The 12,208-nt window shown below is 48.9% G+C and carries 14 protein-coding genes; 13 read left to right on the top strand and 1 reads right to left on the bottom strand.

The genetic code is table 11. The features are described from left to right. Window positions 1-107 precede the first annotated feature (107 nt). Complete coding sequence (locus tag EXIG_RS13640; RefSeq protein WP_012371549.1) at window positions 108-899, bottom strand: pentapeptide repeat-containing protein; 792 nt, start codon at window positions 897-899, stop codon at window positions 108-110. Window positions 900-1,549: 650 nt separating this feature from the next. Between EXIG_RS13640 and EXIG_RS13635 the strand changes: the two genes are divergently transcribed. From EXIG_RS13635 to mreB, 13 genes are all read left to right on the top strand, one after another. Continuing rightward, window positions 1,550-1,768: an AtpZ/AtpI family protein gene (locus EXIG_RS13635; protein ID WP_012371548.1), complete on the top strand. Its 219-nt coding sequence runs from the start codon at window positions 1,550-1,552 to the stop codon at window positions 1,766-1,768. After that, on the top strand, window positions 1,765-2,151 hold the full coding sequence (locus EXIG_RS13630; protein WP_012371547.1) for an ATP synthase subunit I: 387 nt from the start codon (window positions 1,765-1,767) through the stop codon (window positions 2,149-2,151). The genes EXIG_RS13635 and EXIG_RS13630 overlap by 4 nt, the downstream gene beginning before the upstream one ends. Window positions 2,152-2,159: 8 nt before the next feature. After that, complete coding sequence (atpB, locus tag EXIG_RS13625) at window positions 2,160-2,903, top strand: F0F1 ATP synthase subunit A (protein WP_012371546.1); 744 nt, start codon at window positions 2,160-2,162, stop codon at window positions 2,901-2,903. Between the two features lie 75 nt (window positions 2,904-2,978). Continuing rightward, the gene (gene atpE / locus EXIG_RS13620) at window positions 2,979-3,191 is read left to right on the top strand and encodes a F0F1 ATP synthase subunit C (RefSeq protein ID WP_012371545.1); all 213 of its coding nucleotides are present in this window, start codon (window positions 2,979-2,981) and stop codon (window positions 3,189-3,191) included. A gap of 137 nt (window positions 3,192-3,328) precedes the next feature. Then, entirely contained in the window at window positions 3,329-3,862 is a 534-nt protein-coding gene (gene atpF / locus EXIG_RS13615) for a F0F1 ATP synthase subunit B (protein ID WP_012371544.1), read from the top strand. Continuing rightward, window positions 3,862-4,395, top strand: a complete 534-nt coding sequence (locus EXIG_RS13610; RefSeq protein ID WP_012371543.1) for a F0F1 ATP synthase subunit delta — start codon at window positions 3,862-3,864, stop codon at window positions 4,393-4,395. The genes atpF and EXIG_RS13610 overlap by 1 nt, the downstream gene beginning before the upstream one ends. A gap of 19 nt (window positions 4,396-4,414) precedes the next feature. Beyond that, window positions 4,415-5,923 (top strand): F0F1 ATP synthase subunit alpha, encoded by a 1,509-nt coding sequence (atpA, locus tag EXIG_RS13605; RefSeq protein WP_012371542.1) that lies wholly within the window; start codon window positions 4,415-4,417, stop codon window positions 5,921-5,923. A gap of 57 nt (window positions 5,924-5,980) precedes the next feature. Next, window positions 5,981-6,832: an ATP synthase F1 subunit gamma gene (gene atpG / locus EXIG_RS13600; protein ID WP_012371541.1), complete on the top strand. Its 852-nt coding sequence runs from the start codon at window positions 5,981-5,983 to the stop codon at window positions 6,830-6,832. A gap of 35 nt (window positions 6,833-6,867) precedes the next feature. Next, window positions 6,868-8,286, top strand: a complete 1,419-nt coding sequence (atpD, locus tag EXIG_RS13595) for a F0F1 ATP synthase subunit beta (protein ID WP_012371540.1) — start codon at window positions 6,868-6,870, stop codon at window positions 8,284-8,286. A gap of 26 nt (window positions 8,287-8,312) precedes the next feature. Further along, a complete protein-coding gene (locus tag EXIG_RS13590) occupies window positions 8,313-8,726 on the top strand; it encodes a F0F1 ATP synthase subunit epsilon (protein WP_012371539.1) in 414 nt (137 codons plus the stop codon). 320 nt (window positions 8,727-9,046) lie between these two features. Next, window positions 9,047-9,280 carry a DUF1146 family protein gene (locus tag EXIG_RS13585; RefSeq protein WP_012371538.1) on the top strand — a complete coding sequence of 78 codons (234 nt, stop codon included), beginning with the start codon at window positions 9,047-9,049 and terminating at the stop codon, window positions 9,278-9,280. 235 nt (window positions 9,281-9,515) lie between these two features. Next, window positions 9,516-10,820: a UDP-N-acetylglucosamine 1-carboxyvinyltransferase gene (gene murA / locus EXIG_RS13580; RefSeq protein WP_012371537.1), complete on the top strand. Its 1,305-nt coding sequence runs from the start codon at window positions 9,516-9,518 to the stop codon at window positions 10,818-10,820. Window positions 10,821-10,989: 169 nt separating this feature from the next. Beyond that, window positions 10,990-11,973, top strand: coding sequence for a rod shape-determining protein MreB (mreB, locus tag EXIG_RS13575; protein WP_012371536.1), 984 nt, complete (start codon window positions 10,990-10,992; stop codon window positions 11,971-11,973). Window positions 11,974-12,208: the final 235 nt, after the last annotated feature.

Genomic DNA, 12,208 nt, shown 5'->3' with positions numbered 1-12,208 from the left:
AAGCGCATGAGGAAGAGGACGGAACACCTGTCACGATAGAATGACGCATTATCTTTGGGAAAGAGACGGCACTTCTTTTGGACAATAATTAATACGCCATTGTTCCCTTATGCCCAGTGCGACGGGCGGAGCAACCGTTCCGGCAAACGTGTCTTCGCGTCACCTTGTGCCGCATTGACCTGCGCCTGTGTCAAAAACAACGCGTCGGTCAAATCAGCTCCCGCCAACTGACAGTCCCGCAGGTCGGCACCGAGGAAGTTGACGCCGCGTAATCGGCTGTTCGATAAGTTCGTCGCAAGCAAAAACTGGCCACGGACACTAACGCCGGAGAAGTCCTGTCCGGCAAGATTTTTCCCGATCCAGTCGCGGGGAAGCGTACGTCTGGCTTTTCCGGCAAATGGCGTTTGAACCAGTTCTTCGATTTGAGCGAGGAGCGGTAGCAAGGTTGCCCTTACATGATCGAGATCAAGTGCCGCCAGTTCTTCCGGAGAAGAGTGGGTCAGGGCATCGAGTTCGGCCAGCTTGTCCTCGAGCAACGGATGAATCGTCCGGGTGACCGGTCGGATGCCGTCCGTCAGGTACCACATCATTTCCTGCAGATGGACCATCTTCGGATAGAGGGCGTACATGACAGGTTTCGTCGTTTCATCGTAGACCCCTTGGAATGTCACCTGCGAAATCTGTTGCCCGGCACCGAAGCAGTCATAGACGGTGCATCCTTTATAGCCGCTTGGGCGAAGCCGGTCGTGAATCCGACAGCGGTACTCGTTGTCTAAATTCCGGCAAGGTGTCGCTTCCGGTTTGTCGTGACCAAAATCGCTTGAAGCGGAAAACGCGAGGGCCGTACAACAAAGTCCGAAGCAATCCCCGCACTGAACACGAAAGCGTTCGGTTTCCATGAGGTTCACTTCCTTTTGATTGGTTCATGTCACTTCTTTTTACCATATGTAGCCAATCGTTTTCAAATCAAGGTAGATGAGTAAAAAAACAGTAGCCCACTACTGAAGCGGAAGGACTAAATGTATGATTTTTATTAAAAAAAGAGCCGCATCATGAACTTGAAAATAGAAAGTCATCCGTGAATTTTTAAGCTGTGACAAGGGACACACGGAACGAATTGGAAATCATGCATCCGCTTTGTTACAAACAGATGTCAGAGGGGGTAAACCGTCCCATAAAGAAAGCGTTTACAAATGTGAACGAAAAATGTTTTTTCACAAAATCGACACAAATCAGATTTAGGTGACTTGTTTCTCATTTCAGAACACGATATAACGTTACTGTTCAAGGATTTTGTTCACCTAGTGAACCATCTCGATAAACGTTGATAATACTACATATTTTCTTCACATCTTCGTGAAAAGAGTGGCACGGGACACCTCTGTGAAAACCTTATCAATTGTTGATATACAATGGTTTTACGGCTCCATTTTAATTGTGAATTCATTTGACTATGAAATGGTTCTCATTGTATTCTTGACTAGTATGAAAATCCGAAAATTGTGGGAAAGAAAAAGAACTCACAACTGGGAAAAGGGGGTCGTCTCTAGTGCGCCAAAAAGGGCTCGCGACGAGTATGGTCATGGCCTCGCAAATTTCGACGGCACTAGCCGCACCGATCGTCATCGGCTTTCTTGTTGGGAACTATGGGGAACAGCAGGATTGGTGGCAAAAGATGGGTGCGACGTTTGCAGTGTTCATCGGGATTTTCATCGGAATTCTTTGCATGATCGCAATGATCAGGCACTTGTTAGGAGACAAGACATGAATATCATCCTTCAAGATGCGTTGTATCGTGCGTACTTACGATGGTTCGGACTCTATTATGGAATCCTTGCTGTCCTGTTACTTGTCGGTTATCCGAGTGATCCGGTGATTTATGGACTGGCACTGGGTGGGGCAGGTAGCTTCATGATCTTGACGCTGCAACGATTAAGCGTCGATCGAATGTATCGTGTAATCGAGCGTGGGCGCAAGCCGATGTCTCGAGGGACCGTATCACGCATGGCGGTCGCGGTACTCTGTGTGATGATCGGCTTGAAGTATGAAGCCGAATTGTCATTAACTGCGGTGGTAATAGGCCTTCTCGCCGGCCACGTCATACAATTTTGTGAGTATTTTACTCACGAACTTAAGCGGGAAAAGAGGTGAATAATCAAATGAACCACGAAATGCCACTTTACGAAATCCCACTCTGGGGCGACTTCGTTCTGTACGGTAGCTGGACAAACTTGATCACAGTGCTGATTGCAGCTGCTCTCGTTTTCCTGATTGCCGTGGCCGGTACGCGACGTCTTGTGATGAAGCCGACCGGTGCTCAAAACGTGATGGAGATGTTCCTCGAGTTCGTTCGCGGAATCATCAGCAGCACGATGGACTGGAAAACAGGGGGTCGCTTCCTAACTTTCGGAATGACACTGTTCCTGTTCATCATCGTGTCCAACTTAATGGGTCTTCCCTTTAACGTTGTGACGGGTCACTACATTTGGTTCAACTCACCAACTGCAGATCCGTATGTGACACTTGCACTTTCATCTATGGTAGTGGTCATGAGCCATTATTACGGTGTGAAAATGCGCGGCTTCGGCTCGTATGCGAAAACGTTTATGACGCCGATGTTTATTATTACCATCATCGAGGAATTCGCAAACACGTTGACTCTCGGTCTTCGTCTTTACGGTAACATCTTCGCGGGTGAAATCATGATTGGTATCATTCTTTCGATCGGTATCGTCTCTGGAACGAACGATTTCCAATTCCTCGGACCAGTCGGTGCTATTCTGTCAGCGATCCCAATGTTGATCTGGCAAGGATTCTCACTCTTCATCGGAGCAATCCAAGCGTATATCTTCCTTATCTTAACGATGGTTTACATCGGGCATAAGGCAGCGCACGACCATTAATTCGAAGGTAAAGCATCTGCTTTTCCGATAATCGCACGACCAAATTTCGAACACAATCTAGGGAGGCAATTCATAATGGAACTTATTGCAACAGCGATCATCATCGGACTCGGCGCACTCGGCGCAGGTATCGGTAACGGTCTTATCGTAAACGGTACAGTATTAGGACAAGCACGTCAGCCAGAACTCAAAAACGAACTTCGTCAAACAATGTTCATCGGTATCGGTCTCGTTGAGGCACTTCCAATCATCGGTGTAGCGGTCGGTTTCCTTCTTCTCAACTCTTAATCCGTATTTAATTTTACGCACGAAGAACTGAGCTACATAGGGCGTTATTCGTTCCATTAGAGTGAACCGTCATGGGGGCTACGGCTCCCTTATGTAGATACTAGAAGTAGGACCAACCACGAGGGGAGTGTAATCGAATGAATCTCACGTATCGTGCGGCTGAAGGAGTTGCAGAAAGCAACCATCTTCTTCTCGCCAATATGATCGTCACGATCGTCGTTTTCCTCTTGCTCCTCATCCTCTTGAAGAAATTCGCATGGGGCCCGCTCGTCAACATGATGAAAGCGCGGGAAGAGCATGTGGCTAGCGAGATCAATTCGGCTGAGAAAAGCCGGAAAGACGCTGAAGTCTACGTAGAACAACAACAAGCAGAACTCAACAAGGCACGTACGGAAGCACGTGACCTGTTAGAAGCATCACGCCGTCAAGCTGAGGCAGAACAAGCACGTGCGATGGAGCAGGCACGTGTCGAAACAGAATTGAGCAAGGAAGAAGCTCGCCGTGCAATCGAACGTGAACGCGCTGAAGCACAAGCTGCTTTGAAGAACGATGTTGCTCTTCAAGCAATCGCTGCAGCACGCCACGTCATGAAAACACAGCTGGCGACAGACGAAGCGGCACAACGTGCACTCGTCGATCAATTCCTCGCTGATACTAAGGGCACGAACTAATGCGTGACCACGTAGCGGGACGCTACGCAAAAGCGCTCTTCGATCTTGCACTTGAGCATCATGTGCTCGACCAAGCAGAAGCTGATGTGCGAACGCTCGGCGAAGTGCTCCACGCAACACCAGAGCTCGCATCGGTGTTAGAAAACCCATCGATTTCTGCAGAAGAGCTGAAGCAAGTCCTTCAGACGAGCTTCACAGGCTTCAATACGATTGTCTTGAATACAATCCTCGTCATGGTCGAAAACGACCGGGCATCGGAAGTATTGTCATTACCAGAGCATTTCATCGCGTTGTTGAATGAGCACCGTAACGTTGCGACAGCAATCGTGACAAGTGCATACAAACTGTCAGACGAAGAACTCACGAACGTGAAGGAAACGTTTGGCCAAAAATCAGGTAAAACGCTTGAAGTAGAAAATGTTGTTGATACGAACGTAATCGGCGGACTTCGTGTTCAAATCGGTTACACGACATATGATGGCACGATCGAAACGAAACTAACGCGACTTGAGCGTGAGCTGTTAAAAGCGTAAGAAAATAGGGGTGAAACGCATGAGCATTAGAGCTGAAGAAATCAGCGCCCTGCTTAAAGCGCGTATCGCGCAGTACGGTTCTACGATGGAAGTGAACGAGACAGGTACAGTCATCCAAATCGGTGATGGTATCGCTCGTGCACACGGACTCGACAACGTCATGTCGGGAGAGCTCGTAGAATTCGCTAACGGCACAATGGGCTTGGCGCAAAACTTAGAAGAAGGCAACGTCGGTATCATCATTCTTGGTGACTACCTTGAAATCAAAGAAGGCGACTCTGTTCGCCGTACGGGCCGCATCATGGAAGTACCAACTGGAGACGCACTCCTCGGACGTGTCGTTAACCCGCTCGGTATGCCAATCGATGGTCTTGGTCCAATCGAAACAGAACACTATAACCCAATCGAGCGTAAAGCTTCTGGTGTCATGGCACGTAAATCGGTTCACGAACCGCTTCAGACGGGAATCAAGGCAATCGATGCCCTCGTTCCAATCGGCCGCGGACAACGTGAGTTGATCATCGGTGACCGTCAGACGGGTAAAACGTCGATCGCCATCGATACGATCATCAACCAAAAAGAAGAAAACATGATTTGTATCTACGTCGCAATCGGACAAAAAGAATCAACAGTCCGTGGTGTTGTTGAAACACTCCGTAAAAACGGTGCACTCGATTACACAATCGTCGTTTCGGCAGCAGCTTCACAGCCGGCGCCACTTCTTTACCTCGCACCATTCGCTGGTGTAGCGATGGGTGAACACTTCATGGATCTCGGCAAGCACGTTCTTGTCATCTATGATGATCTTTCAAAACAAGCAGCGGCATACCGTGAGCTTTCGCTTCTTCTGAAGCGTCCACCAGGCCGCGAAGCCTACCCGGGTGATGTCTTCTACCTTCACTCACGTCTCCTTGAGCGTGCAGCGAAATTGAACGACGGACTTGGCGCAGGTAGCTTAACAGCACTTCCGTTCATCGAGACACAAGCGTCGGATATCTCGGCTTACATCCCGACAAACGTTATCTCGATCACGGATGGTCAAATCTTCCTTCAATCGGATCTCTTCTTCTCAGGTGTCCGTCCAGCGATCAACCCGGGTCTCTCGGTATCGCGTGTAGGTGGTTCGGCTCAAGTAAAAGCGATGAAGAAGGTTGCGGGTACGCTCCGTCTTGACCTCGCTTCTTACCGTGAGCTTGAAGCCTTTTCACAGTTCGGATCTGACCTTGATAAAGCGACACAATCGAAGCTTAACCGTGGTGAGCGGACAGTAGAGGTTCTGAAACAGGACCTTAACCAACCGTTGACTGTCGATAAGCAAGTCATCATCATCTATGCCTTGACTCGTGGTCACCTTGATGATGTTGCCGTTTCAGATATTCGTCGTTTTGAAAAGGAACTCAACCTTTGGCTCGATCAAAACCGCAAACAACTTTGCGACGAGATCCGTAAAACAGGTAACCTTCCAGCTGACGAAGAAATCGTTACTGCAATCTCAGAATTTAAGAAAACGTTCCAACCGACAGTCTAAGAGCTTGCTCTTAGGCTCGGTGGAACACTCTTGATACTAACAAGGTGGTGAATCGAAATGGCATCGTTGCGCGAGATACAAATGCGGATCAACTCGACGAAAAGTACGAAACAGATCACGAAAGCGATGAACATGGTTTCGGCGTCGAAACTGAACCGCGCTCAAGCACATAGCGCGAAGTTCCAGCCTTACATGCTGAAAATGCAGGAAGTGCTCGGAACCATTGCGAATGGCACGACAGGTGCTAGCCATCCGATGCTCGAAAAACGTCCTGTCAAAAAGACAGGCTATATCGTCATCACATCGGATCGCGGCTTAGCTGGTGCATATAACGCCAACGTGCTGCGTGAAGTCTACCGGGAAATCAATGAAAAGCATACTACGGACAGTTACGTCTTGTTCGTGGTCGGTAAAGTCGGTGTCCAGTTCTTCCGTTCACGCGGAATCACAGTCACGGATGCGATCACAGGACTAAACGATTCTCCTTCGTATGTCGATGTCGCAGAAATCGTGAAGCGTACAGTGAGTGCGTTCACGCTCGGCGAAATCGACGAACTCAAGCTGTGCTACAACCACTTCATGTCTGTCATCAGCCAGGAAGTGAAAGTCGAAACCCTTCTCCCGCTCGGAGAAATCGAAGCTTCGTCTTCGACGACTTATGAGTACGAGCCAAGCGAGGAACAAATCCTGGCTGAACTCCTTCCGCGTTATGCGGAGAGCTTGATTTTCGGTGCGCTTCTTGACGCGAAAGTAGCAGAACATGCGTCACGTATGACAGCAATGCAAAGTGCGACAGATAACGCAGATGACTTGATCGGTCGATTGACTCTCGTCTACAACCGGGCTCGACAAGCTGCAATCACGCAAGAAATCACAGAGATCGTCAGTGGAGCCGCTGCTCAGCAGTAATCCACTCGGCGTAATGATAGCTAGGAGGAAACACGATGAACGAACTCGGTTTAAAAGGCCGCGTCGTCGCGGTCATGGGACCTGTCATCGACGTTAAGTTCGACGGACACTTGCCGAACATCTACAACGCGCTTCGTATTCAATATACGCCGCAAACAGTAGAAGAAGTGGCTATCGACTTGACGCTTGAGGTCGCCTTGCACCTTGGTGACGACGTCGTCCGTACCATTGCGATGGATTCTACGGATGGTGTACGCCGCGGAGTGGAAGTACTGGACACTGGTGCTCCAATCTCGGTACCTGTCGGAGAAGCAACGCTTGGTCGCGTCTTCAACGTACTCGGTAACCCAATTGATGAAAAAGAACTCGATGCAAGCGTGGAACGTCTTCCGATCCACAAAAAAGCACCGACGTTTGATAACCTTTCAACAAAAGTTGAAATCCTCGAAACAGGAATTAAAGTCGTTGACTTACTCGCTCCTTACATCAAGGGTGGTAAGATTGGTCTCTTCGGTGGTGCTGGTGTAGGTAAGACCGTCCTCATCCAGGAATTGATCAACAACATCGCCCAAGAGCACAGCGGTATCTCGGTATTCGCAGGTGTTGGTGAGCGGACGCGTGAAGGTAATGACTTGTACCACGAGATGACGGATTCAGGCGTTATCAAACAAACAGCGATGGTCTTCGGTCAGATGAACGAGCCGCCGGGCGCACGTCTTCGTGTTGCCTTGACTGGTTTGACAATGGCAGAATACTTCCGTGATGAGCAGGGACAAGACGTTCTTCTCTTCGTTGATAACATCTTCCGTTACACACAAGCAGGTTCAGAGGTATCGGCCCTTCTCGGTCGTATGCCGTCTGCCGTTGGTTACCAGCCGACACTTGCGACAGAGATGGGTATGCTTCAAGAGCGTATCACGTCAACAAACAAAGGTTCGGTTACATCGATCCAAGCGGTTTATGTACCGGCCGATGACTATACTGACCCGGCTCCTGCAACGACGTTTGCCCACTTGGATGCAACGACGAACCTTGAGCGCCGTCTCTCTGAGATGGGTATCTATCCTGCCGTGGATCCACTTGCTTCTACATCACGTGCCCTTTCACCGGAAATCGTCGGCGAAGAGCATTACGGCGTAGCACGTCAAGTTCAGGAAACACTTCAGCGTTACAAAGAACTTCAAGATATCATCGCGATCCTCGGTATGGACGAGTTGTCTGAAGAAGACAAATTGACTGTACACCGTGCGCGTCGTATCCAGTTCTTCTTGTCGCAGAACTTCCACGTAGCTGAGCAGTTCACAGGACAAAAAGGATCGTACGTCCCGGTTAAGGACACGATCCGCGGCTTCAAAGAAATCCTCGGTGGGAAACACGATGATCTGACGGAAGAAGCATTCCGTCTCGTCGGTCCGATCGAAGATGCGATTGAAAAAGCGAAGACGCTTGTCTAAGTGACAAAGCATAAGGGGGACTTGAGATGAACACACTTCATGTCAATATCGTCACCCCGGATGGCGAAGTGTATGATGGCGATGTCCGTATGGTCGTTGCGAAAACGATATCTGGTGAGATCGGGGTTCTCCCGCACCACGTACCGCTCGTAACACCACTCGACATCAGCATCTTGAAGTTGCGCCACGAAGATGGCGGACGCACGTTGATCGCTATCAGCGGTGGCTTTATGGAAGTGCGCCAGGATACAGTGACAGTTCTTGCTGAAACGGCTGAAGCTGCAGACAAGGTCGATTACGACCGGGCTTCTGCTGCGAAAGTCCGGGCAGAACGTCGCCTCCAGGACACGAAATTATCAGATCTTGAGTTCAAACGCGCTGAGCTTTCATTGAAACGCGCAATCAACCGTCTCAACCTAAAAGAATACGGTCGCGATTGATTCAAGTTAAAGACCCGGTTTCCGTCATGGAAGCCGGGTCTTTTTTTGAGGACAGGTCAATGATTTCCTGCAGGACAACCGTTTTCCCAAATCCATTTGGGGATTCAGGTTTAACAACCCTAAAAAAAGTAAAAGTACAATATATGTGTCCTCTTCACACATTTTTCAATCTTATTATGTGGAATTTTCCATAATCATCTTTTCATAATATATTTTATACGATAAAATAAATTATCTTGTGCCTTTTTGTTTGCGCAATCATTCATTGTATGAAATCATGGTAAGGTTGGAAAAACCTTAACAGAAGAGGTGCAGTAGCAGTGACGTCAATCGGTTTAAGTGCACTAATCAGTATGCTTGTTTATTTAACGGCGATTGTCTTCGCCTGGTGGGCACTCCTTCCGGTCAAATGGGAGAAGTTCCTGCAACATCCGAAAGGACCGCAGGCTGTTGTCTTGCGTGTGTTGCTTGCCGTGGCGCTCGGTTCGCTGATCGCCCGCTTTTTGCTCGACTATTCGGGATTCGCACAGCGTCTCCAGTTCTTAGTCGGGTGAACTTGTAACTTCGTTGTAAACCCTAAATCATCAATCTGATTTAGTATGGAACAGGATAGTATTCTTATAATGAAGAAACGTAACCATTGTGAATCTGAAAAGTCGTGTTGGATTTGGAATGAGAGATCAACTATAGGGTGTTTCTCTTCTATCATGCGTTGGTTTTCAACTATGATGCACACCAATCGCGAATTGAACATAATAGAACAGAAACGAAAGCAGAGGAGTATGAGTAATGGAAAAAATCGTTGTCCGTGGCGGACGTAAATTAGCTGGAACGGTAAAAGTAGAAGGTGCAAAAAACGCAGTCTTGAAAACATTGGTCGCAACATTGCTTGCTTCAGAAGGTACATCGGTCCTTCAAAACGTTCCCCGTTTGGCAGACGTATACACAATCAACAACGTCTTACGGAACCTGAACGCAGAAGTGACATTTGATGCAGAAGCAAACACGGTCTCGGTCAATGCCGAAGCAGAATTGAAAGACGAAGCACCGCTTGAATACGTCCGCAAGATGCGTGCGTCGATTCTTGTCATGGGACCACTTCTTGCACGTCTCGGTCGTGCACGTGTCGCCATGCCGGGCGGCTGTGCAATCGGTTCACGTCCAATCGATCTTCACTTAAAAGGATTCGAAGCGATGGGTGCGAAAACAATCATCGGTAACGGATTCGTTGAAGCGCACGTCGACGGTCGTCTGCAAGGTGCGAAAATCTACCTCGACTTCCCGTCAGTCGGTGCGACAGAAAACATCATGATGGCAGCTACGCTTGCTGAAGGTACGACAGTTATCGAAAACGTTGCGAAAGAACCTGAAATCGTCGATCTCGCTAACTTCCTCAACGCAATGGGCGCTAAAGTCCGCGGTGCCGGAACAGAGACGATTCGTGTTGAAGGTGTTGAAAAACTTCACGGCGGCAACCACTATGTCATTCCGGACCGTATCGAAGCCGGTACATTCATGATTGCAGCTGCAATCACGGAAGGTGACGTGGAAGTCATCGGTGCTGAGCGTGAACATCTCCGTCCATTGATCTCAAAAATGGAAGAGATGGGTGTTAAGATCTCGGATACAGAAGAAGGCCTTCGTGTCGTCGGACCGAAGAAACTTGTTGCAATCGACGTCAAGACGATGCCACACCCTGGTTTCCCGACAGACGTTCAAGCACAAATGATGGCATTGGTCTTAAAAGCAGAAGGCACATCAGTCATCACGGAAACAGTCTTTGAAAACCGCTTCATGCACGTCGAAGAATTCCGTCGCATGAACGCTGACATCAAGATCGAAGGACGTTCATCAATCATCACGGGCGGTGTTCAACTTCAAGGAGCAGAAGTTCTTTCAACAGACCTTCGTTCTGGAGCAGCACTTGTCACGGCTGGATTGATTGCAGAAGGCGAAACACGTGTCGGTGCACTGCATCACATCGATCGCGGATATGTTGATTTCCACCTTAAATTACAAGCACTCGGCGCAGATGTCGAGCGTGTCACGGAAGAAACAGTTGCCATCGAAGAGACGGCAGCGGCGAAGCTTTAAGCTATCATTTCATTCCATCATATTCTTGACGACTTTCTTCAAAAGAAAGTCGTCTCTTTTTGTTTCCCTGTGCTAGAATTGAAAGGTATGTATACATAAATGGGTTAGACGTCCAAACGACGTACTATATTTTGGAAGAATAGCCAGTGGATAAAGGAGATCACGCGAGATGTTTTTGACAAAGGATATCGGAATTGACCTGGGGACGGCAAATGTCGTCATTCACGTAAAAGGTAAGGGAATTGTACTCGACGAGCCATCGGTCGTCGCGATTGATAAAGCAACAGGAAAAATCCATGCAGTCGGAACGGAAGCTCACCAGATGGTTGGCCGGACACCGGGAAACATCGTCGCGATCCGTCCGTTACGCGATGGTGTAATCGCTGATTTTGAAATGACGGAAGCGATGTTACGTCACTTCATCGATAAAATCGAAGTGAGAAGTATGTTCGGCGGCGTCCGGATGTTGATTTGTACACCGGCCAGCATCACGACGGTCGAAGCGAAAGCGATTCGTCAAGCTGGTGAAAAATCAGGTGCAAAAACTGTTTTCCTGGAAGTCGAACCAAAAGTCGCAGCCGTCGGAGCAGGGATGGACATCTGGATGCCGGCTGGTCACATGGTCATTGACATCGGTGGCGGAACAACGGATGTAGCCGTCCTGTCGATGGGCGATATCGTCTGCGGCGAAACGATCAAAGTAGCAGGGGATCGGTTTGACCACGACATCATCCGTGCAATCAAGGATAATCATAAACTCATCATCGGGGAACGGACGGCTCAAAACGTCAAGATGACGGTCGCAACTGTCTCCGATGAGGGGCGTCAGGAAGAAATGGACATTCGGGGGCGGAATCTCGTGACAGGACTCCCGGACAACATCACGATTTCATCACTGGAAATGCATGAAGCGTTGGCGGAAGCGGCAATGGAAATCGTTGAAGCGACAAAACGGGTCCTCGAAAAAACACCGCCGGAACTGGCGGCGGATATCATCGACCGCGGCATCATCCTGACAGGCGGCGGAGCACTACTTGACGGCATCGATCAGTTGCTGGCAAAAGAACTGGGACTTCCGGTATTGATCGCGGAAGATCCGATGTTATGTGTCGCACGTGGAACAGGCATCATGCTTGATCATTTAGGGAAATAAGACAAATCAAAAGGTGCTGACTCAAATGTCAGTCTCTCCAAAGATCAGGGTGGCAGAATGATAATCTGCCACCCTGATCTCGTAAAAAAAGAATCACTCGCTTCACGCCACTCCTACAGGAAAAAGCGCATTTTGCGCTGTCAGAGACAAACAAGACCCGATTCCCTGCCTGAATGAGGCAGGGAAACTGGCTTGTGTCTCGCCTGAGGAAAGGGCGTGAGAAGACGAGTGATTC

This window comes from Exiguobacterium artemiae 255-15, assembly GCF_000019905.1.
Lineage (GTDB): Bacteria > Bacillota > Bacilli > Exiguobacteriales > Exiguobacteriaceae > Exiguobacterium_A > Exiguobacterium_A artemiae.
This window is presented reverse-complemented; position numbering and strand designations above follow the sequence as displayed.

What these genes read in the sequence shown, in the direction of transcription:
- EXIG_RS13640 (WP_012371549.1), bottom strand. Translation starts at nt 899, where the DNA reads ATGGAAACCGAACGCTTTCGTGTTCAGTGCGGGGATTGCTTCGGACTT.
- EXIG_RS13630 (WP_012371547.1), top strand. Translation starts at nt 1,765, where the DNA reads ATGAATATCATCCTTCAAGATGCGTTGTATCGTGCGTACTTACGATGG.
- atpB (WP_012371546.1), top strand. Translation starts at nt 2,160, where the DNA reads ATGAACCACGAAATGCCACTTTACGAAATCCCACTCTGGGGCGACTTC.
- atpE (WP_012371545.1), top strand. Translation starts at nt 2,979, where the DNA reads ATGGAACTTATTGCAACAGCGATCATCATCGGACTCGGCGCACTCGGC.
- atpF (WP_012371544.1), top strand. Translation starts at nt 3,329, where the DNA reads ATGAATCTCACGTATCGTGCGGCTGAAGGAGTTGCAGAAAGCAACCAT.
- EXIG_RS13610 (WP_012371543.1), top strand. Translation starts at nt 3,862, where the DNA reads ATGCGTGACCACGTAGCGGGACGCTACGCAAAAGCGCTCTTCGATCTT.
- atpA (WP_012371542.1), top strand. Translation starts at nt 4,415, where the DNA reads ATGAGCATTAGAGCTGAAGAAATCAGCGCCCTGCTTAAAGCGCGTATC.
- atpG (WP_012371541.1), top strand. Translation starts at nt 5,981, where the DNA reads ATGGCATCGTTGCGCGAGATACAAATGCGGATCAACTCGACGAAAAGT.
- atpD (WP_012371540.1), top strand. Translation starts at nt 6,868, where the DNA reads ATGAACGAACTCGGTTTAAAAGGCCGCGTCGTCGCGGTCATGGGACCT.
- EXIG_RS13590 (WP_012371539.1), top strand. Translation starts at nt 8,313, where the DNA reads ATGAACACACTTCATGTCAATATCGTCACCCCGGATGGCGAAGTGTAT.
- murA (WP_012371537.1), top strand. Translation starts at nt 9,516, where the DNA reads ATGGAAAAAATCGTTGTCCGTGGCGGACGTAAATTAGCTGGAACGGTA.
- mreB (WP_012371536.1), top strand. Translation starts at nt 10,990, where the DNA reads ATGTTTTTGACAAAGGATATCGGAATTGACCTGGGGACGGCAAATGTC.